Source organism: Nocardia terrae (assembly GCF_009760405.1).
Taxonomy (GTDB): domain Bacteria; phylum Actinomycetota; class Actinomycetes; order Mycobacteriales; family Mycobacteriaceae; genus Nocardia; species Nocardia terrae.
The window spans coordinates 772,864-793,675 of sequence record NZ_WRPP01000001.1 but is presented as its reverse complement, the minus strand read 5'-3'; the positions used below and the strand labels follow the sequence as shown (position 1 = coordinate 793,675).

Sequence of the window (20,812 nt, the reverse complement as noted above, 5' to 3'; positions counted from 1 at the left end):
CTGCCGCGATGACTCCCTCGACGGCGCTGCCCTCGCCATACGCGATAAGCGTTTGCGGCGGCGCGGCGTCGTTCATACCGTCGAGGCGTGAACTTCGACGGCGAGAACGGATGGGACAGTAGGGCCACCTTGGTCGATGAGCGGTGGGTGGAGCGGCGGCCGCGGCGGGCGGAGGTCGAGGCGCAATTGGTGCGGGAGACGCGGATGATGCCGTGGCTGGCGCCACGGTTGCCGCTGGCGGTGCCGGTTCCGGCGGTGGTCGGCGAAGCGCCGCTGGTTGTGCGGCACAGGCTGATTCGTGGTGAGCCGATCGAGGACTACACGGCGGAGAATGGGAACGCGATCGGGCATTTCCTCCGCACGCTGCACGACACCCCACCCGCTGAGATCATGGCGCTGGGTCTGCCCGGAGCAGACCACACGCACCGGGAGCGGAACTGGGCCATGGACCGGTGCCGCCGCGAAGTGCTTCCGCTGCTGCCGGATTCGCTGACGGCAGCCGCGGCCGCGCTACTCGACCGGATTCCCGCGTTTCCCGCCGACACCGTGGTGCACGCCGATCTCGGCCCCGACCATGTGCTCGCCGAGGAAGGCTGGATCAGCGGCGTCATCGACTTCGGCGATGCCCACCTCGGCGACCCCGCGATCGACTTGGCCTGGGCGTTGTTCGACACCTCGCCGGAGTTCGCGGACGCGGTGGCCGAAACCTACGGCGTCACACCGGAATTGCGGGCCCGTGCCGAGCGCTGGCATCAGCTCGGGCCCTGGTACGAGGTCTTGCGCGGGCTGGACACCGAAGATCCAGCAATGATCCGGAGCGGCACTGCCGGAGTAGTCGAGCGATTGCGGAGTTCGGCTGCGGCCGAGCGTATGACCGCACGAGCACAGAGCGGTGCGTACGACGACGTGATCGCGCCGGGCCGAAAAGGCGAAGCCTGGCGATAGCCGGTCGACCGTCGCGTCAGTTCTTCCGCTGGTCTGGGTCGTCGATGACGCGGCGGTGGAGTTCGGCCGTCATGGCGTGAATGGCGCGGGTCAGTTCGGTGTTGGTCTTGAGTTCGAGTTCCTGTTCGCGGAAGTCGTGATCGGCCTTGGCCTGCTGGAAATCGGCCTGGCGGTTCTGGCCGATCATGACGAAGGTGGACAGGAAGATGGCTTCCAGCGAGACCACCAGGGTCAGGGTGGGCCAGGGGCTCTTCTCCGCGAAGATCATCCAGAGGGCGAAGCCGACGGCGTGGATGTAGACGAAGTTCATCGAGCCCGCGAACTTCGTGATCCAGTCGGCGACGCGCAGCTGATAACTCTCCGCGCGCTGCTCCTGCACTTTCAGCAGGGCGGGGTGGCGGGTGTTCGGGGTGCGTGTCACCGGCGAATGCTAGCGCCCGCCATCGGCACTCAGGGTTAGCCGCCCGCGAAGGGCGGCAGTACGTCTACCCGGGCGGACAGCGGCGCGGCCGCGTCGCGGGTGAGTTCGTCGCCGATGAGGTAGGCGCAGACCTTCAGCATCGGGTCCAGTTTCGGTCCGTAGGTGGCCGAGAGCGTGGTGCGCAGGTCGCCGACTGTGGCCCCGGACGGCAGGTCCAGGGTCTCCTTGTCCTTGCCGACCGCGTCCGCGATCGCGGCGAAATAGCGGACCTCAACCACCGATGGCTCCCATCGTTCGTTCGGGCGGGACGAAGCCGACCATGTCGATACCGTGGCCGGCCGATTTGTTCCACATGGCGCCGCGCCACAGCTGGGCGATATCGGCGTCGGTCGCGCCGGAGCGCAGCGCGCCGCGAATGTCGTACTCCTGATCGCTGAACAGGCAGGAGCGGATCCGGCCGTCGGCGGTCAGGCGGGTGCGGTCGCAATCGCCGCAGAACTTGCGGGTCACCGAGGCGATGATGCCGACGGTGGCCGGGCCGCCGTCGACCTGCCAGCGTTCGGCGGGGGCCGACGGGTCCTCGCGCCCGGCCTCGGTGAGGGTGAACCGCTTGCCGAGCACCTCCAGCAGCTCCTCGGCGGTGATCATGTTCGCGCGCGCCCACTCGTGGTCGGCGTCGAGCGGCATCTCCTCGATGAAGCGCAGTTCCGCGCCCGCGTCCAGGCACCACTGCAGCAGATCGGCCGCGCCGTCGAGGGTTTCGCGCATGAGCACGGCGTTCACCTTGAGCGGGGTGAGCCCGGCCGCGATGGCGGCCTGGATTCCGGCGAGCACCGAATCCAGACGGTCCCGGCGGGTCAGGCGATGGAATCCGTCGCGGTCCACGGTGTCGAGCGAGACATTGATGCGGCCCAGCCCGGCCTCGGCCAGCTTGCGCGCCCGATGCTCGAGCCCGACGCCATTGGTGGTCATGGCCAGCGGCGTGTCCGGCAGGGCGGCACGGCACCCGGCGATGATCTGCTCCAGATCGCGGCGCATGAGCGGCTCGCCGCCGGTGAATCGCACCTCGTGGACGCCGAGCTCGTGCACCGCCAGCGTGACCAGGCGAACGATCTCGTCGGTGGAGAGCAGCTCATCGGCGGGAATCGCCGGCAGCCCCTCCTCCGGCATGCAGTACGTGCAGCGCAGCGAACACTTCTCGGTGATGGATACCCGCAGGTCCCGCGCGACCCGGCCGAAGCGGTCCAGCAGATACGGCGTGTCCGGGCGTCCGTCCAACGAGGGCCGCCCGGTTCGCACAGCGGGCATGCCCATCGCGACCACGGTCATTCGACCATTATTGCCCGGTCCGCAAGTGTTCGTAGATTCGCACGAGCCGACCCGGTCAACCGGCCGGTCCCGAATCGGAGGTTTCACCCGCGTATAGGCTCACCAGCATGAGTTCCCGGCACGCGCTCGCCCCGGCCCGACCCGTCGACGACCACCGTCGACGCATCGAGGATGCGCTGCGGCCACTGGCCGGGCGCGTCGCCGAAACCGTCCCGATCGAGCAGGCGCTCGGCCGCCGCCTCGCCGAGGATGTGTATTCGCCGCTCGACCTGCCGGTTTTCCGGAATTCGGCGATGGACGGCTATGCGGTGCGAGCCGAATCGGTGGCCATCGTCCCCGCCACCCTGCCGCTGGTGGGCGTGGTGGCCGCCGGGAACACCGAACAGCTGACACTGCCCCCGGGCGCGGCGGTGAAGGTGATGACCGGCGCGCCGGTGCCGCCCGGCGCGGACTGCGTGGTGCCGGTGGAGCACACCGAATCCGACGGCGTCACCGTGACGATCCGAACCAGCAGGGCCACCGGCGATTTCGTGCGCGAGGCGGGCACCGATGTGCGCGCCGGAGCGCTGCTGACCGCCGCGGGCACACGGCTGCGGCCCCGGCACATCGCGGCGCTGGCCGCGGTCGGGCTGGGCGAGCTGTCCGTGCTGCGGAAGGTGCGCGCGGCGGTGATCACCACCGGTGACGAGCTGCGCCCGGCCGGATCGATCCTGCTGCCCGGGCAGATCTTCAACTCCAACGGCATCGCGCTGGCCGCGGCCCTGGCCGACAACGGCGTCGAGGTGGTGTCGATCGCGCACTCCACCGACGAACACGACGAGTTCCGCCTGCGCTTGGCCGAGGCGGTCGCGCAGGCCGATGTGGTGTTCACCTCCGGCGGCGTCTCCATGGGCGACTTCGAGGTCGTCAAGGAGGTGCTCGAGCCGCTGGGCGGCGAATTCGGTTCGGTGGCAATGCAACCCGGCGGCCCGCAGGGGCTCAGCGTGGTGGAGGGCGTGCCGGTGCTGAGCTTCCCCGGCAATCCGGTCAGCACCATGGTCTCCTTCGAGGTCTTCGCGCGGCCGCTGCTGCGTGAGCTGGCCGGGCTGCCCGCGCTGCCGATTTCCGAACTGCCGCTGCTGGATTCGGTCCGCTCCCCCGCCGGGAAGCGGCAGTTCCTGCGCGGCAAGCTGGTCGAGGACGGGGTGGCGCCGGTGTCGGGTCAGGGCTCGCATCTGATCGCGGCCATGGCGCAGGCCGATGTGCTGGTGGACATTCCGGCCGCCGCGACCGAGCTGCCCGCGGGCACGATCGTCGAGGTCAGGCCGCTGTGAACCCGTCGACCCCGATCTCCAGTGCCCGGTACGAAGGTGGTTTCCATGAGTGAGTTGTCGCATGTCGACGGTGAGGGCCGCGCCCGCATGGTCGATGTGAGCGCCAAGGCCGATACGGCGCGCATCGCGGTCGCCGCGGGCGAACTGCACACCACCGCCGAGGTGGTCCGGCTGGTCCGCGCCGACGATATGCCCAAGGCCGACGTGCTCAGCACCGCCCGCATCGCCGGGATCAACGGCGCGAAGAAGACCTCGGAGCTGATCCCGCTGTGCCATCAGCTGGCGCTGTCGTCGGTGAACGTGAGCTTCGGATTCACCGACACCACGATCACCATCGAGGCGAGCGCCAAGACCAAGGGGCCCACCGGGGTCGAGATGGAGGCGCTGACCGCGGTCGCGGTCGCGGGGCTCACGCTGCACGACATGGTGAAGGCGGTGGACCCGGCGGCCACGCTGAACGGGGTGCGGCTGATCACCAAAGAGGGTGGCAAGCACGGACATTGGGTGCGGCCCGAGGCCGGGGCCGACCAGAAGCGCACCGGGCATCACCACGAGAAGCACGAGACCGCCGCTGCCGCAAAGGCTCCCCTCGCGGGTGCGGGCCGCACGGCCGCCGTCGTGGTCGCCTCGACCGGTGTAGCCGCGGGCACCCGCACCGACACCACCGGGCCCACCCTCGCGAAATGGCTTGCCGAGCAGGGCTTCTCGGTGCGCGGACCGCTGGTCTTCGCCGATTCCGATATCGCCTTCGGCCTCTCGGAGGCGCTCTCCTCCGAGCCCGATCTGGTGATCACCACCGGCGGCACCGGGGCCTCCCCCACCGACGCCACCCCGGAAGCGACTCTGGCCGTGATCGATCGGGAACTGCCCGGCGTCGCCGACGCCATCCGGCAGGCGGGCACCGCGAAATTCCCGCTCGCGGCCCTGAGCCGGGGCGTCGCGGGTCTGGCCGGGCGCACCGTCGTCGTCAATCTTCCCGGTTCGCCGGGCGGGGTGAAGGACGGTCTGGCCGTGCTGACCCCGATTCTCGAACATCTGCTGGCCCAGGTGGCCGGAGGAGGCAACCATGAGTGAGCTGCTGGCCCGGATCAGCGATCAGCCCCTCGATCCGGCCGAAGTGGAGAAGGCCGTGAGCGGCCCGGAACACGGCGGCATCGTCGTGTTCACCGGCAAGGTGCGCGATCACGATGGCGGGCAATCGGTGTCGTCGCTCGAGTACTCGGCGCACCCGCAGGCCGAACAGTTCCTGCGCAAGGTGTGCGCGGAAGTGGCCGAATCCTCGGGACTGCCGGTGGCGGCGGTCCACCGCATCGGCCCGCTGACCATCGGCGATCTGGCCATCGTGGTGGCCGTGGCCGCCCCGCATCGCGGGGAAGCGTTCACCACCTGCGCCGAACTCGTGGACCGCATCAAGCACGAGGTCCCGATCTGGAAGCGTCAGATGTTCGCCGACGGCCTCTCGGAGTGGGTCAACGCCTGCGGGTGACCCCGCGCAAGCCGAAGCCGTGGATCCCGCAAGGGAATCCACGGCTTCGGCCTCCCCGATGAGGAGGGGGGATCAGGTGGCGGCGACCGCCTCGGGCGTATCCGGGTCCGGCTGCGCGGCGGCGGAAACCGAGGCGGGACGGGCGAACTCGCCGAGTCTGGTGTGGTTGAAGACCAGGTTCAGGGTGAATGCCGTGACCGCCGCCAGGCTGATGCCGCTGTTCAGCAGGATCTGCGCCTGTGACGGGAACTTGTCGAACATGCCCTTGGTGAGCACCGGCAGCAGGCCCACGCCGATCGAGACGGCGATGATGCTGAGGTTCAGGCGATCCGACAGGTCCACCTTGCGCAGCGTGTCCACGCCGATCACCGAGATGGTGGCGAACAGCACCAGGCCGACGCCGCCGATCACCGGTTGCGGCACCGCGGCCACCAGCGCCCCGAAGCGCGGCATCAGGCCCAGCACCACCAGGATGGCGCCACTCACCGCGGTCACGTAGCGGCTGAACACGCGGGTGTTGGCGACCGCGCCGACATTCTGGTTGAAGATGGTGTCCACGAACGCGTTCAGCACACCGCCCAGTACCGCGGAGAGCCCGTCGCCGACCAGGCCGCGCGCCAGATCGCCGCGGGTCAAGGGCTTTCCGGTGATCTCGCCGATGGCCAGCATGCTCGCCGTGGATTCGGCGAAGACGACCGCCATCACGATGCTCATGGCCACCACCGCGGTCACGGGGAAGTGCGGTGCGCCGAAGTGGAAGGGGTGCGGCACGCCCAGCCAGGACGCCTTCGAAACGCCGTCGAGGTGAACCAGTCCCATGGGGATCGAGATCAGGATGCCGACGACCAGCGCGACGAGCACCCCGAGCTGGGACCACACGCCCCGGCCCAGCACCGTGCACACCAGCGCGACCACGAGCACCGCCGCGGCGAGCGCGATGTGCGAGGGCGCGGCGAAACCGGCGGCCTTGGCGTCGCTTCCGACGATCAGGCCGCCCGCCACGCCGATCAGCGAGATGCCCACGACGGTCAGGACCGTCCCGCTGACCAGCGGTGGGAAGAACCGCACGATCGACGCGAACGGCCACGCCAGAGCGATGCCGATCACTCCGCCCAGCAGCATGGACCCGTACATGGCCTGCAACCCGTACTGCTCGGTTATCAGGATCATCGGGCTCATGGCCACGAAGGTCGCGCCGGTGATGATGGGCAGCCGGGCGCCCGCGAACTTGCCGAGCCCGAGGCTCTGCACCACGGTGACTATGCCCGCTACCAGCAGGTCGGCGCTGATCAGCAGGGCGACGGTGGTCTTGTCGAGCCCCGCGGCCGCGCCGAAGACCAGTGGCACGGTGACGCATCCGGTGTACATGATCAGCACGTGCTGGATGCCGAACACCAGCAGCCGATGCCACGGCAGGCGTGTATCGACGGGATGAGGCGTAGTCATAGTTGTCAGGCTAAGCGGTCGCTTCGACGCGGGGCTTTGTCCGCTGTGCCCAAACGTCGCACCGATCGCGTCCGGCGTTTTGTCACCGGAACCAGCGTGTGCGGCGCTGCCGATGCGCCACAGTGATGCCATGACCGAATCCACCGGCCGGATCGTGCTCGGCCCGCACCAGTACGGAAAGGCCGAGAACCGGGTCGTGCGCATCTATCGCGACACCGCCCGGCACGAGATCCGGGACCTGAACGTCTCCTCGTGCCTGCGTGGCGCTTTCGACGACGCGCACACCACCGGTGATCAGGGCGCGGTGCTGCCGACGGATTCACAGAAGCAGACCATCTACACCTACGCCAAGAGCCACGGCGAGGGGAGCGTCGAGGACTACGGGCTGGCGCTGGCCCGGCATTTCGTCGACGACATCGAGCCGGTGGAGTCCGCCCGCATCGAGATCGAAGAGTATGCGTGGCAGCGGGTTCCGGTCGGTGGCGGCGGGCACGACCACACCTGGACGCGCATCGGGCCCGAGGTCCGGATCGCGGCCGTCACGGTGTCGGGAGACGGCGAGGACCGGCGCGAGTGGGTGATCGGCGGCGTGAAGGACCTGGTGATCCTCAAATCCACCGGTTCGGAGTTCGCGGGCTTCCTGACCGACCCGTTCACCGTCCTCGAACCCGCCTACGACCGGATCCTGGCCACCAGCCTGATCGCCCGCTGGCGCTTCGCCACCCCGCCGGACGACTGGGATGCCGCCTACCACGGGATTCGCGCCGCCCTGGTCGAGACCTTCGCGACCCGGCACTCGAAAGCCCTGCAGCAGACCCTGTTCGACATGGGCAAGGCCGCGCTCGAGGCGTACCCGTGCCTGGCCGAGATCCGGCTGTCCGCGCCCAACAAGCACCACTTCGCCTACGACACCGAACGTTTCGGCGTCCCGAACAAGGGCGAGGTGTTCCACGCCGACGACCGTCCCTACGGCCTGATCCAGGCGAGCGTCCTGCGTGAGGGCGCGCCCGACGCCGGAACCGCCTGGGACCCCTACACCGGCGCGGTCTGACCGGTGAGCGTCCGCACCGCGAGATACAGGTCCAGCCGATCGTCGAGCCGCCCCAGATCCCGCCCGGTGAGCTCCTCGATCCGCCCGATCCGGTAGCGAACGGTATTGAGATGCAGATGCATTCGCTCCGCCGCCTGTCGCCACGACCCCTCGCAGCCGAGGAACACCCCGAGCGTCTCGAGCAGCCCGCCACCGTGCCGCCGGTCGTACTCGAGCACCGGCCCCAGCACCCGCTCGGCGAAGCGCCGCTGCAGGCCACCGGGCACCGCGGTGAGCAGACCGACCGCCGAATCGATGTCGGCCACCCGCAGACTCACCAATGCGGTGTCGTCGCGGGCCGCGGTGGACGCGGCCGCCGCCGCACCGATGGCGGCCGCGAGCGTCTCCTCCGGCCGGCGCGCGCCGACCCCGATGGCGAGCCGAATCCCATTGAGCACCGGGGTGATCCGTCCCAGCCGCTGGTTCACCACCGCCGCGATCGCGTCCTGGGTTCCCGCCGTCACGCCGACCAGCCTGCCCTCCCGGTCGACGGAGGTGGCGAGGCCGGGCAGCGCGTCGTGCAGGGCACAACGCACCGCCATCAACCCGACAGCCGTATCCGCCCAGCTGGAAACCCGTCGCAGGGCACCCTGATCAGAACCATCCGACAATGTCCCCGTGTGGGCCAATGTCCCCGTGTCGTCGGCCGCGACCGGCGCACCCGCCCGGTCGATGGCACCCACGATCCCGCCCGGCAACGATCGCCGCTGTGGCACATCAGGCTTCCGCACCGCGCGCGCGACCTCGGCAGCATGCTCCCCACCCGTCATCCCGGCATGCTCCCCACCCGTCATCCCGGCATGGTCTCCACCCGTCATCCCGGCATGTTTTTGGCCGGGATCCATCCCTGGGCGGTGGATTCCGACCAAAAGCGCGCCGGAATGACGGGGAAAGGTCTCGCCCGGAGAACGGGGAATGCTCTCGGCGGCATGGATTTCGCAGACCACGGCGACCTGCGACACACCGGGCTGCTCCGGGAACGGCGTCGGGAAGCGGTCGGCCAGTTCCCAATCCAGGTGCAGGCGGTCGGTGCGGCGCTGGCGGTAGAGTTCGGCGACGGCGGCCAGGTCCGCGCCGAGCGGGTCGAGCTCGGGGACGGACGGGCGGATCACCAGGTACCAGGCGGTGATTCGATCGCCGACGCCGACCTGGAGGACGCGCATCGCGCCCACGGTCACCGCGGGCAGGCGCGGCGCGGTCAGGGCGGTGGTGAGGACGCGGTCGATGTCGTCCTCGGCCAGGTCCGCGGTGCCGGCGATGACCGTCCCGGTCGCGGTCAGCAGCCACGCCGAAACATGCTGTTCCGCCGCGAAATCGGCGACGAGGGTCTCGATATCGGCTCCGGCGGCGACCGCGGCCAGCAGTTTGCGCTGCCGGTCGGCGCGCGACTGCACCCGCCGCCAGCGCACCTCGGCGGCCTGTTCGGCCAGGTGCTCGATGATCCGGCTGAAGGGCACGCTCTGCGGCGCGGACAGCAGCGGCAGACCGTGTTTGCGGCAGGCGGCGATCACGTCCTCGGGCACGTGCCCGTGCATGGCCTGCCCGGCCACCACCCCGGCCACCCCGACCCCGGCCAGCAGACCGATATAGCGATCCGAGTCGGCGGCCTGCTGCCGCCACACCAGCCCGGTGCACACCAGTGCGCCCGGCGTCACGAACGGGCGCGGGTCGGGCATGTCCGTGGCGCAGACACGCGCGACCGGCCGGTCCAACTCCGCGTCCCCGTGCAGTAGATGCATCCGCAATTGCGGCGCATCGAGAATGTCGCGCACCCGCACGGCGTACCTCCCGTGGTCGCTCCGAATAGCGAGTCACGGTAGATCCCGGTTATTTCCGCTCGGTTTCCTGCGTGCTGCGGCGGCCTCACAGGTCATCTGTAAGGTGGGCTGGCGTGAGTCGGCGTATTCCAGTCCTGATCGTGGCCGGGTTCCTCGGTGCCGGCAAGACCACGCTGCTCAACCGCCTGCTGCGGACCCGGAACATGCGGATCGGGGTGGTGGTCAACGACTTCGGCGCGGTGAACATCGACGCCATGCTGGTGGCCGGGCAGGTCGACGCCATGGTGTCGCTGGGCAATGGATGCGTGTGCTGCGCGGTGGACGTGAGCGAACTCGACGGCCTGTTCGACCGGCTCGCGCATCCCAAGCAGAAGATCGACGTGATCGTGGTGGAGGCCAGCGGGCTGGCCGAGCCGCGCAATCTCATTCGCATGGTGGTCAACAGCGACAATCCGCGCATTCGCTACGGCGGGTTGGTGGAGGTGGTCGATGCCGAGCACTTCCCCGACAGCCGGGAACTGCATCCGGAGCTGACGACGCATCTGCGCATGGCGGACCTGGTGGTGCTGAACAAGGCCGACCGCGTCGAGCCCGACGCCCTGGACCGGCTGCGGGCCGAGATCACCGAGTCGGTCGGCCAGGTCCCGGTGTATCCGACCAGCCACGGCCGCATCGATCCCGGTCTGCTGTTCGATGTGCCCACTCGTGAATCGCATCGACCTCGCGTCGGTGAACAGCTCAGCTTCGACGAACTGCTGCTCGGTGAGGACACGCGGCACGAGCACGGCGACCACTGCCACGACCACGGGAGCGGCTGCCACGACCACCGGCACCTGCACGACGCCTACGACAGCGTCAGCTTCACCTCCGACACGGACCTCAATCCGCGCGAACTCATTGCGCTACTGGAGGATCCGCCCGCCGGCCTGTTCCGCGCCAAGGGCGTGCTCGCCTTCGCCGTCCCCGACGACCCGCGAAAGTTCGTCCTGCACATGGTCGGCCGCCACATCACCCTCGAGCCCACCGTCTGGTCCCGGCACGAACCCCGCGTCAGCAGCCTGGTCCTCATCGGCTCCGGCCTCGACGAGCGCGCCGTCCTCGACCGGCTCGACGCCACCGTCCACCGCGCCGGCGAGCCCCTCGACGAGCACGCCCTCCTCCCGATCTGGCGCTACGTCGCCGACGACGACACGCTTGTCCGCGAGGGCTGATTCGGCCTCGAACTCGGCGCGCAACTCGGCCACCTCGGCGGCCAGCTCATCCCGCATCTGCTCGCGCTCGACGAGCGCGGCCCGCATGGTCTCGACGCTGTCGTTCATGGCGGCCAGCCGCTGATCGGCCCCCTTCAGCAGCCACTCCACGACATCGCGCCGCCCCACCTCGGCGCTGGCGTACTTCACCCAGCCGACCACGTAGTCGACCCACTCCTGCGGCTTGGGCACATCCTTGGGATTGTCGAATCCCTTGCGCTGCGCGGCCTTGGTGGACAGCACCAGCTCCGACCGCTTGCCCCGGCCGGGCGAGATCATCTCCGCCTGCGACAACTTCCCGGCGCTGGTCACCACGGCGGTGAACCGATATTTCCCGGCCAGATGCATGCGCAGCTCGGCGGTCCCGCGCCCGTCGGAATCCATCGCCCCCAGCCACGGCCCCTCCGCCGCCTCGATGATCGACGCCAGAATCTCCAACTGCCCCACACCGCGCCGCAGCCGCGCCGCGGCCGTCCGCAGCGCCCCGGGCGTGGCCGTCATCTGATCCCAATGCATGCCCCGAACATAGCCTCACCGCCGTCCACCCCCGTGATTGACTGGCCGAGTGACCGGGCTACCGGATCATCCGAACATCGAGCCGGCCGTCCGCTGTCACGAAGCCGTGCGGAGGCGAGACGACAGCACGCCATGAGGATCGGCAGCCGCTGCGCTTGATTCGCGTCTTATGCCCCGCGTGAGTTGTGCCATAGCCTGGCGGCGTGCGAGTAGTGGTTGCGAATCGTGGTGAGGTCGCGGTCCGGGTGGTGCGGACGGCGCGGGAGTTCGGATACGAGACGGCGGTGCTGCACACCGTCGACGACGCCGGGAGCCTCGCCGTGCGGCTCGCCGACGCGGCGTACGAGCTGCCGGGGAGCGGTGCCGCCGGATATCTGGACGTGGCGGCGGTCGTCACCGCGGCAGCGGCCTGCGGGCCCGACGTCCTCGTCCATCCCGGCTACGGATTTCTCAGCGAGAGCGCGGAATTCGCGGCGGCCTGCGCGGCGGCCGGACTGACCTTCGTCGGACCGTCGCCGGAGGTGCTGCGGGTCTTCGGGGACAAGGTCTCCGCGCGCGAGGCCGCCGAGCGCGCGGGCGCGGCCGTGCTGCCCGCGACGAAGGCGGGCGTCTCGGCCGACGAGGTCGCGGCGTTTCTGGCCGATCATCCGACCGGGGTCATGGTGAAGGCCGCGGCGGGCGGGGGCGGGCGCGGCATGCGGACGGTGTTCGAGGCCGCGCATGTCGCCGACGTCGTCGAACGCTGCCGGGCCGAGGCGCTGGCCGGATTCGGGGACGACAGCATCTATGCCGAGGCATTGGTGAGCAGGGCCCGGCACATCGAAGTGCAGGTGGTCGCCGACGGGGCGGGCGCGGTGGCGCTGGGCGATCGGGATTGCGGTGTGCAGCGACGGCGGCAGAAGCTGATCGAGGTCGCGCCCGCGCCGGATCTGCCCGCGGGAGTGCGGGACCGGGTGCAGCGTGAGGCCGTGCTGATCGCCGAGGCCGTCGGCTGCCGGGGCGTGGTCACCGTGGAGTTCCTGGTGTCCGGCCCGGAGGTGTGGTTCCTGGAGGTCAATCCGCGCCTGCAGGTGGAGCACACCGTGACCGAGGCGGTCACCGGCGTGGATCTGGTCGTGCTGCAACTGGAATTGGCGCGCGGGCGCACCCTGGCCGAACTGGATCTGCCGAAGAACGAGGCGCGCGGCTACGCCGTGCAGGCGCGGGTGAACGCCGAACTGCTCGCCGCGGACGGGTCGGTGCTGCCCAGCACCGGCGTGATCGGCCGATTCGACGCGCCGACCGGCCCGGGCGTCCGGGTCGACACCGCCGCGCAGGTGGGCCTGCGCCAGGGTGTGCGGTTCGATTCCCTGCTGGCCAAGATCATCGCGCACGCGCCGTCGTATCCGGCGGCGCTGCAACGGTGTTCGGACGCCCTCGCGGAGACCGTGATCGACGGCGTCGACACCAACCTGCACCTGCTGCGCGCGGTGCTCGCCGAACTGCGCGACAGCGGACCGGTCACCACCGACTGGTTCGAGGATCGACTCGACGAATTGCGTACCCGGGCCGAGGGTTTCGAGGACCCGACCCCGCCGCAACCGCTCGAACGAGCCGCCACCGCCACCCTCGAACTGGCCGAGGACGAGCAGGCGCTGCGCTCCCCGATGGGCGCGACCGTCGTCTCGCTGGCCGAGCCCGGCAGCGTCCTCGCCGCCGGAGCCGAGGTCGCGGTGCTGGAGGCGATGAAGATGCAGCACGTGCTGCGCGCCACCGAACCGCTGCGGGTGCTGCGGCACGCGGTCGCGGCGGGCGATGTGGTCGATCCGCACGCCGTGCTGGTCACCTGGGCGGCGGCCGACCACGACGGCCCGGCCGCGGAATCCACCGTGGTGGACCTGGATTCGGTGCGCGCCGACCTCGCCGAAGTGCTGACCCGGCACGAGCAGACCCTGGACGCCCAACGCGGGACGGCGGTCGCCAAGCGGCATCGGCTCGGGCGGCGCACCGCCCGCGAGAACATCACCGATCTCGTCGATCCGGACAGCTTCGTGGAATACGGCGCGCTGGCGGTAGCCGCGCAGCGCAGCCGCCGCAGCCTCGAGGACCTGATCGCCAATACTCCCGCCGACGGCCTGATCGCCGGCGTCGCGACCATCAATGCCGACCGCTTCGGCCCGGACGGCGCACGGGCGCTGGTCATGTCCTACGACTACACGGTGCTGGCGGGCACCCAGGGCATGCGCAATCACGCCAAGACCGACCGCATGCTGGAACTGGCTCGCGAGCAACGGCTTCCGGTGGTGTTCTTCACCGAGGGCGGCGGCGGACGGCCCGGCGACACCGACCACGGCGGCATCTCCGGACTCGATGTCACCACCTTCCGCGCCATGGGCGCGCTGTCGGGCAGGGTGCCGCTGATCGGCATCGTGTCGGGGCGCTGCTTCGCCGGAAACGCCGCGCTGCTGGGCATCTGCGATGTCGTGATCGCGACCCCGGACGCGAATATCGGCATGGGCGGCCCGGCCATGATCGAGGGCGGCGGACTGGGCGTGTACGCGCCGGAGGACATCGGGCCCGTCGAGGTGCAGCGCCGCAACGGCGTCATCCACGTGGTCGCCGCCGACGAGGCCGAGGCGGTGGCCGTCGCCCGCCGGTACCTGTCGTACTTCCAAGGGGCCGTGGACGATTGGGAGGCTCCGGACGCCCGGCTGGCCCGGCACGTCGTCCCCGAGAATCGCCTGCACGCCTACGACATTCGCGCCGCCATCGAATCCATCGTGGATCGCGGCTCGTTCCTGGAGCTGCGCCGCGATTGGGGTATCGGCGTCGTCACCGCCCTGGTCCGCGTCGAGGGCCGCCCGTTCGGCCTCATCGCCAACGACTGCCATCACCTCGGCGGCGCGATCGACGCACCGGCGGCCGACAAGCTCTCGGCGTTCCTGCAACTGTGCGGCGCCCACCGCCTGCCCATCGTCTCCCTGTGCGACACACCGGGTTTCATGGTCGGCCCCGACGCGGAGAAGGAGGCCACCGTCACCAAGTTCAGCCGCCTGTTCATCGACTCCGCCGCCCTGGAGGTCCCCTTCGGCACCGTCATCCTGCGCAAGGGCTACGGCCTGGGCGCACAGGCAATGGCGGCGGGATCCTTCCGCGCACCCCGCTTCGTGATCGCCTGGCCCACCGGCGAAATCGGCGGCATGGGCCTGGAAGGCGCTGTCCGCCTGGGCTTCGCCAAGGAACTGGCCGCCCTCGAGGACCCGGTGCAGCGGCAGGCCGCCTTCGACGCCCTGGTCAAGGCCGCCTACGACGCCGGCAAGGCCCTCACGGCCGCAACGGTTCTCGAACTCGACAACGTCATCGACCCGGCCGACACGAGGCGGTGGATTCGTACCCTGTGCTGAGCGTCAGCCGGACCATCCCCGCGACACCCTTGTCATTCCGGCATGCGCGGCGGTCGGCCGGGCGTCAGCGTTCGGTAGCGCTCAGTTCGACGATCCACGAAGGCGGCGATAGGCCGCGTAGGCCAGGGTGAGCGCCGCGAGCCCGCCCAGCGAGCGTCCCGCGCTCATGTACCGGCGACGGCGCGAACCGCGCACGCGCAGCTGCAGGCGCTCCTCGGCGAGATCGGCGTAGCGACCGGGCAGCAGCGTGTCGAAGTACTCGGACACGAAGTTGTCGGTCCGCCGCACCGGCAATCCCATGTCGCGCATCAGTTCGTCGATGTGGTGGGTCAGGTACGGGCCGAGGTAGTAGCCCTCCGGCCGCGCGGGCATGACCTCGCCCAGCCACTTGCCGACCCGGGTGATCTCGGAGTGCATGTCGTCGGCCTTCGGCAGCGCCAGCTCACCCAGGAAGTGCTGGGACAGCCAGTGCGCGGAGATTTCCGCGGTGAGCTGGCAGGCGTCGGAGGAGGCGTAGCCGATGAAGCCGAGCCGCGGCAGCGTCGGCGGCAGAATATGGCGGTAGAGCTGGAACCGCCCCTCGGTCCGCACCGTCTTCTCCAGCTCGGGCGCAAGGAATTCCAGTTCCTGCCGCCAGCCGGTGGCGAACACCACGACATCGGCGTCGAGCCGCGTGCCCCCGGCCAGTTCGACGGCCGTGCCGCCGGGAAACGCCGCGATCCGGTCCCGCCGCAGGGCGATCCGCCGCCGCCTGGCCATCCGGAAGAACTCGTCGCTGACACCGAGATTCTCGATCCCCGCGGGCAGCGGCGCGTCGGGGGTCATGATCTTCGGCGACCGCAGCAGCAAGCGCAGGTAGGCCGAGAGCAGCCGCCAGTATTTCTCGGTGATCCCTTTACCGGGCCCGTGCAGGAACCGCTCGATCCGGGTCTGCCGGTGATACCGGAAGAAGGATTCGGTGAAGCGGTTCAACACGATCCGATCCGAGGGCACCCCGCCCGGCATGAACCGCGGCAGCATGGGATGGGCCTTGCGGAACACCAGCGTGCACTCGCGCGCGTGCTCGCCCGCGTATGCGGCGCAGTCCAGCGCCGATTTCCCGGCCCCGACGACGATCACCCGCCGACCGGCGAATACCGATGGGTCGGTCGCCTGGCTGGAGTGCAGCACCACTCCCCCGAACTCGGCGCGGCCCTCGATATCCGGAATCCGCGGGGTGGAGAACACCCCCGCGCACACCACCACGAAATCGAAGCGCAGATCCTCGACCCCCTCGGGACCGACCACCTTCAGCTCGAACCCGTCGTCCACCTCGGTCACCCGGATCACCTCGGTGGACAGCCGCAGCAGCGCCGAGAGCCCGAACCGTTCCACGTACGAGGCCAGGTACTCGCGCACCTGCCCGGCGGTCGGAAACACGTCCGACGACTCCGGGTACGGGTGTTCGGAGTAGGCGTAGGTATCCCGGGAGTTGTTGGTGCGCAGCCCCGGATAGGTGCGCGCCTCGATCCAGACACCGCCCGCCGCGTCCTCCTTGTCGAAGACGACGACGTCGAATCCGTCATCCCGCATGACCTTCGCGGTCACCAGCCCCGCGATACCCGCGCCGATGATCCCGACGCGTTTGCCACCCGCACTCGTCACGTCCGATTATCCCCTCTGGACCTGCACGTTTCGGGCCTCACGCTACGGCAGCGCGGGGCCCGTCGTACCTGCGTCGGGGCAACTCGCCAAAAACTCTCGGCTCAGGGAGATTCGCGACTTTCCGTCGAAATCTCCTGAACAGGACGAACTTACGAGACCGGGAGCTCCGGGATCTGGGTGGCGCGGGCATAGACGGTCTCGCCCTCGGCCAGGTGCAGCGCGGCCGCGTCACCGCGGGTGACCTGCGCGGTGAACAGATCGCCGGTCGCGGCATTGCGCAGCTCGACCCGCACCTCGAAGCCCAGCTGCACGACCCGCTCCACCGTCGCCCGGGTGACCCCGGCCGACTCCGCGGTGCCCTCGTGCGCGGCCAGCGCCATGCTCGGATCCCGGCCCACGCGAATGTCGTGCGGCCGCACCAGATGCCCGTTCAGCTTGGCCACCGCGCCCAGGAACGACATGACGAACTCGTTGGCGGGCCGGTCGTACACGTCGGCCGGGGTGCCGACCTGCTCGATGCGGCCCTTGTTCATGACCGCGATGCGGTCGGCCACATCGAGGGCCTCCTCCTGGTCGTGGGTGACCAGGACGGTGGTGACGTGCACCTCCTCGTGCAACCGGCGCAGCCAGGTCCGAAGATCCGCACGGACTTTCGCGTCCAGCGCGCCGAAGGGCTCGTCCAGCAGCAGCACCTGCGGGTCCACCGCGAGCGCGCGGGCCAGGGCCATGCGCTGGCGCTGACCACCCGACAGCTGCGCCGGATACCGGTGCTGGAAGCCGTCCAGGCCGACGATCTCGAGCAGGTCGTCGACCTTCTTCTTGATCTCGGGCTTGGGCCGCTTGCGGATCTTGAGCCCGAAGGCCACATTGTCGCGCACGGTCATGTGCTTGAACGCCGCGTAATGCTGGAACACGAAACCGATGTCGCGCTTCTGCGGCGACACATCGGTGACGTCCTTGCCCGCGATGGTGACGACACCGTCGTCCAGCGTCTCCAGCCCCGCGATCGAGCGCAGCAGCGTCGACTTGCCCGAACCCGACGGCCCCAGCAGCGCGGTCAGCTCACCCGACGGGATGTCGATGCTGACATTGTCGAGCGCGGCGAAGGTGCCGTACCGCTTGTTCGCATTGGTCACGGTGATCATTTGGCAGTGCCCCGCTTGCGTTCTAGAAGGGTCATGAGCAGAAGAACAACGAGGGCGATGCCCATGAGCAGGGTCGCCGCGCAGTACGCGCCGAAGGTGTTGTGGTCCTCGTACCGGCTGTTCACCAGCAATGTCAGCGTCTGGGACTTACCCGGCAACGCCGTGGAAACCATGATCACCGCGCCGAATTCGCCGAGCGAGCGCGCGACGGTCAGGACGATCCCGTAGGTGAGACCCCAGCGGATGGACGGCAGGGTGATCCGCCAGAACGTCTGCCAGCGCGAGGCGCCCAGCGTGGCCGCCGCCAGCTCCTGATCGTCACCGATCTCGTGCAGTACCGGCTCCACCTCGCGCACCACGAACGGCAGCGTCACGAAAATGGTGGCGAGCACCATGCCGGGCAGATTGAAGATGATCTTCAACCCGTGGCTGTCCAGCCCGCCCAGCCAGCCGCCCGCACCCCACAACAGGATCAGCGAAACACCCACCACGACGGGCGATGTCGCGATCGGCAGGTCCACCAGGCCCTGTACCAGGTTCCGGCCCGGGAAGCGGCCGCGCACCAGCGCGAGGGCGGTGAAGACGCCGAAGATCGCGTTCACCGGGACCACGATCAACAAGATGACCATCGACAGGTTGAACGCGGAAATGGCCGCGGGCGTGGAGATCCAGTCCAGGAACGCCCCCACCCCGTTCTCGAAGGACCGCCAGAAGATGATGCCCAGCGGCAGCACCAGCAACAGCAACAGATAACCGAGCGCCAGCGTGCGCAGCGAAAGCCGGATCGGCGTGGACAGTTTCACTGCGACTCCTGCTCTCGCCGGGACGCGCGCTGCGACAGCAGCCGCAGCACCAGCAGGGTGGCGAACGAGATCGCGAGCAACGCGACCGAGACCGCAGCGGCGTTCACCGGCCGGTCCACCTCGATCTGCTGCTGAATGTACTGCGAGGCCATCTGCGTCTTCTTGGGGATATTGCCGCCGATCAGCACGACCGACCCGTATTCGCCGATGGCACGGGCGAAGGCCATGCCGCCGCCGCTGATGATGGCGGGGGCCAGCGTCGGCAGGATGATGCGCCGGAAGGTGGTCAGGTTGTCCGCGCCCAGCGAGGCCGCGGCCTGCTCCACATCCCGGTCGGCCTCGATGAGCACCGGCTGCACCGAGCGGACCACGAACGGCAGCGTCACGAAGGCCAGCGCCACCACCAGGCCCGGCTGAGTGGCATTGAGGTGGATGTCGAGCGGGCTCTGCGGCCCGTACAGCGCGAGCAGCACGATGCTGGCCACAATGGTCGGCAGCGCGAACGGGAGGTCGATGAGCGCGTTCACGATCCCCTTACCGGGGAACTCGTCGCGCACCAGCACCCAGGCGATGAGGGTGCCCATCACCACGTTCACCAGGGCGACCAGGATCGACACGAACACGGTCACCCGCAGCGAGTCGAGGGCGGCGGGCGCGGTCACCGCGTCCCAGAACCCCGACCACCCGTCGTTGAAGGAGTGGAAGGTCAATGCCGCCAGCGGCAGCAGCACGATGACGCTCAGCCACAGCACGGAGGTGGCGATGCCGAGCGGGCCCACCGACCCGCTCACCCGGAGCCAGTTGCGGCGGCGCGGACGGCCCACGGATGCGGGGGCCGCCTCGGAGACTCTGGAATCGGCGGGGTCCTGCTCGACCTCGACGGTTCCGCTGCTGTCTTTCACAGTTGCTCAGTATCCTGTGTGGTTCCGGTCACCCGACTACTTGGTGGCCTTGTCGTAGATGCTCGCGATGCTGCCGGAACCCGGCGTGAACAGCTCCTTGTCCACGCTCTTCCAGCCGCCCAGGTCGGCGATCGTCCACAGCTGCCGCGGTTTCGGGAAGGCGTCGGCGAAGTCGGCGGCCACCTTCGGGTCCACCGGCCGGAATCCGGCCTGGGCCCAGGCGGTCTGGCCCGCGGTGGTGTACAGGAAGTCCTTGAAGGCCACCGCCTTCTCCAGGTTCTTGCTGTTCTTCAGCACCGCCACCGGATTCTCGATCTTGAAGGTGGTGGGCGGGATCAGATGCTCGATCGGGTCGCCCTTGCGCTCGGAGAAGATCGCCTCGTTCTCGTAGCTGATCAGGACGTCGCCGACGCCCTGCAGGAAGGTATCGGTGGCCTCGCGGCCCGACTTGGGCTGCACCTTCACATGCTCGGGCGAGATCAGCTTGCTCAGATAGTCCAGGCCCGCCTGCGGGTTCTTGCCGCCGTCGCTCTCTGCGGCGTAAGGCGCGAGCAGGTTCCACTTGGCCGAACCGGAACTGAACGGATTCGGGGTCACCACCTCGATGCCCGGCCGCAGCAGATCGTCCCAGTCCTTGATTCCCTTGGGATTGCCCTTGCGCACCACCAGGGATACGACCGAACCGAACGGAATCCCCTTGGTAGCGTCCTGGTTCCAGCCGGGATCCACCAGGCCCGCGTCCACCAGGCGGGTCACGTCCGGCTCGACCGAGAAGTTCACCAGGTCGGCCTGCGCACCGTCCTTGACCTTGCGGGACTGATCCCCGGACGCCCCGTAGGAGGCGAGGATCTCCACCCCTTTGCCCTGCTCGGTCTTGTCGAACGCGGGGATCACGGCGTCGAAGCCGGGCTTCGGGGTCGCGTACGCGTAGAGGTTGAGAGTGCCGCCGCTGCCGTCCGCGCCCCCGCCGCCGACGGTGTCGCTCGGACCGCCGCTGCAGGCGGTGAGGACGGTCGCCGCGACCGCCGCCAGGGCGACCGCGAGCTTTCGGCGATGAGACCGGGAACTGCGGGACATCGAGGGAACCTTTCCTACCGACCGCCGGAAACCTGCCGGCGGGGACATCGTGGCACTGCGTAGACCCGCCGAAGGACCTTGGGGCGGTGGCGCTGCCGGCCCGAGGGCCGCCGGAACGAGCACAGCTGCGAAAAGAATGCGCGCAAGTCTACTGAGAGGACTGGCAGCCGGGCTCGGTCGGATCTCAGCGACAGTGGATGTCCGCGACCGCGAGGCAGCCCACAGCGATCAACGCCAATTCATGGCGGACCTGGGGAACAACGCTCGACGACACGTCGCGACTT

General features: G+C 69.4%; 18 protein-coding genes. 7 read left to right on the top strand and 11 right to left on the bottom strand.

Translation table 11 applies throughout. The features are described from left to right. Nucleotides 1–87 precede the first annotated feature (87 nt). On the top strand, nt 88–945 hold the full coding sequence (locus GPX89_RS03545; protein WP_328601471.1) for a phosphotransferase: 858 nt from the start codon (nt 88–90) through the stop codon (nt 943–945). Nucleotides 946–961: 16 nt separating this feature from the next. Here the strand turns inward: GPX89_RS03545 and GPX89_RS03540 are convergent, their stop codons facing one another. The 3 genes from GPX89_RS03540 to moaA are packed head-to-tail and all read right to left on the bottom strand — an operon-like array spanning nt 962 to nt 2,695. After that, complete coding sequence (locus GPX89_RS03540; protein ID WP_328601470.1) at nt 962–1,366, bottom strand: DUF1003 domain-containing protein; 405 nt, start codon at nt 1,364–1,366, stop codon at nt 962–964. Between the two features lie 35 nt (nt 1,367–1,401). Next, nucleotides 1,402–1,644 carry a MoaD/ThiS family protein gene (locus tag GPX89_RS03535; protein ID WP_328601469.1) on the bottom strand — a complete coding sequence of 81 codons (243 nt, stop codon included), beginning with the start codon at nt 1,642–1,644 and terminating at the stop codon, nt 1,402–1,404. Next, nucleotides 1,637–2,695, bottom strand: a complete 1,059-nt coding sequence (moaA, locus tag GPX89_RS03530) for a GTP 3',8-cyclase MoaA (protein ID WP_157355015.1) — start codon at nt 2,693–2,695, stop codon at nt 1,637–1,639. The genes GPX89_RS03535 and moaA overlap by 8 nt, the downstream gene beginning before the upstream one ends. Before the next feature lie 107 nt (nt 2,696–2,802). Here moaA and GPX89_RS03525 point away from each other — a divergent pair, with 107 nt between their 5' ends. From GPX89_RS03525 to GPX89_RS03515, 3 genes are read left to right on the top strand one after another with little or no spacing between them, the layout of a single operon-like run. Continuing rightward, nucleotides 2,803–4,008, top strand: coding sequence for a molybdopterin molybdotransferase MoeA (locus tag GPX89_RS03525; protein ID WP_157355012.1), 1,206 nt, complete (start codon nt 2,803–2,805; stop codon nt 4,006–4,008). Between the two features lie 45 nt (nt 4,009–4,053). Beyond that, entirely contained in the window at nt 4,054–5,082 is a 1,029-nt protein-coding gene (gene moaCB, locus GPX89_RS03520) for a bifunctional molybdenum cofactor biosynthesis protein MoaC/MoaB (RefSeq protein WP_157355008.1), read from the top strand. Continuing rightward, nucleotides 5,075–5,494 carry a molybdenum cofactor biosynthesis protein MoaE gene (locus GPX89_RS03515; RefSeq protein ID WP_157355005.1) on the top strand — a complete coding sequence of 140 codons (420 nt, stop codon included), beginning with the start codon at nt 5,075–5,077 and terminating at the stop codon, nt 5,492–5,494. The genes moaCB and GPX89_RS03515 overlap by 8 nt, the downstream gene beginning before the upstream one ends. A gap of 72 nt (nt 5,495–5,566) precedes the next feature. Here GPX89_RS03515 and GPX89_RS03510 read toward each other — a convergent pair whose 3' ends face one another. After that, nucleotides 5,567–6,940 carry a uracil-xanthine permease family protein gene (locus tag GPX89_RS03510; RefSeq protein WP_157355003.1) on the bottom strand — a complete coding sequence of 458 codons (1,374 nt, stop codon included), beginning with the start codon at nt 6,938–6,940 and terminating at the stop codon, nt 5,567–5,569. A 130-nt stretch (nt 6,941–7,070) separates the two neighbouring features. Between GPX89_RS03510 and pucL the strand changes: the two genes are divergently transcribed. Beyond that, on the top strand, nt 7,071–7,991 hold the full coding sequence (gene pucL / locus GPX89_RS03505; RefSeq protein ID WP_157355002.1) for a factor-independent urate hydroxylase: 921 nt from the start codon (nt 7,071–7,073) through the stop codon (nt 7,989–7,991). On the opposite strand, the gene GPX89_RS45740 is transcribed toward pucL, so the two are convergent. Further along, nucleotides 7,973–9,808, bottom strand: coding sequence for a helix-turn-helix domain-containing protein (locus tag GPX89_RS45740; RefSeq protein ID WP_157355001.1), 1,836 nt, complete (start codon nt 9,806–9,808; stop codon nt 7,973–7,975). The two genes, pucL and GPX89_RS45740, sit on opposite strands and share 19 nt — an antisense overlap. A gap of 113 nt (nt 9,809–9,921) precedes the next feature. Here GPX89_RS45740 and GPX89_RS03495 point away from each other — a divergent pair, with 113 nt between their 5' ends. Both GPX89_RS03495 and GPX89_RS03490 read left to right on the top strand, forming a co-directional pair. Then, nucleotides 9,922–11,019 (top strand): CobW family GTP-binding protein, encoded by a 1,098-nt coding sequence (locus GPX89_RS03495; protein ID WP_328601468.1) that lies wholly within the window; start codon nt 9,922–9,924, stop codon nt 11,017–11,019. A 758-nt stretch (nt 11,020–11,777) separates the two neighbouring features. Next, a complete protein-coding gene (locus GPX89_RS03490) occupies nt 11,778–14,957 on the top strand; it encodes an acetyl-CoA carboxylase family protein (RefSeq protein ID WP_328601467.1) in 3,180 nt (1,059 codons plus the stop codon). An 81-nt stretch (nt 14,958–15,038) separates the two neighbouring features. On the opposite strand, the gene GPX89_RS45735 is transcribed toward GPX89_RS03490, so the two are convergent. The 6 genes from GPX89_RS45735 to GPX89_RS45730 form a co-directional block, all read right to left on the bottom strand. Further along, entirely contained in the window at nt 15,039–16,601 is a 1,563-nt protein-coding gene (locus GPX89_RS45735; protein WP_157355000.1) for a flavin-containing monooxygenase, read from the bottom strand. A gap of 149 nt (nt 16,602–16,750) precedes the next feature. After that, on the bottom strand, nt 16,751–17,746 hold the full coding sequence (locus tag GPX89_RS03480) for a sulfate/molybdate ABC transporter ATP-binding protein (RefSeq protein ID WP_157354999.1): 996 nt from the start codon (nt 17,744–17,746) through the stop codon (nt 16,751–16,753). Continuing rightward, nucleotides 17,743–18,549: a sulfate ABC transporter permease subunit CysW gene (gene cysW / locus GPX89_RS03475; protein WP_328601466.1), complete on the bottom strand. Its 807-nt coding sequence runs from the start codon at nt 18,547–18,549 to the stop codon at nt 17,743–17,745. The genes GPX89_RS03480 and cysW overlap by 4 nt, the downstream gene beginning before the upstream one ends. Further along, complete coding sequence (gene cysT, locus GPX89_RS03470; RefSeq protein WP_328601644.1) at nt 18,546–19,373, bottom strand: sulfate ABC transporter permease subunit CysT; 828 nt, start codon at nt 19,371–19,373, stop codon at nt 18,546–18,548. The genes cysW and cysT overlap by 4 nt, the downstream gene beginning before the upstream one ends. Before the next feature lie 114 nt (nt 19,374–19,487). Continuing rightward, nucleotides 19,488–20,528, bottom strand: a complete 1,041-nt coding sequence (locus tag GPX89_RS03465; RefSeq protein ID WP_157354998.1) for a sulfate ABC transporter substrate-binding protein — start codon at nt 20,526–20,528, stop codon at nt 19,488–19,490. A gap of 184 nt (nt 20,529–20,712) precedes the next feature. After that, nucleotides 20,713–20,802, bottom strand: a complete 90-nt coding sequence (locus tag GPX89_RS45730; protein ID WP_328601465.1) for an Ms4533A family Cys-rich leader peptide — start codon at nt 20,800–20,802, stop codon at nt 20,713–20,715. Between the last annotated feature and the right edge of the window lie 10 nt (nt 20,803–20,812).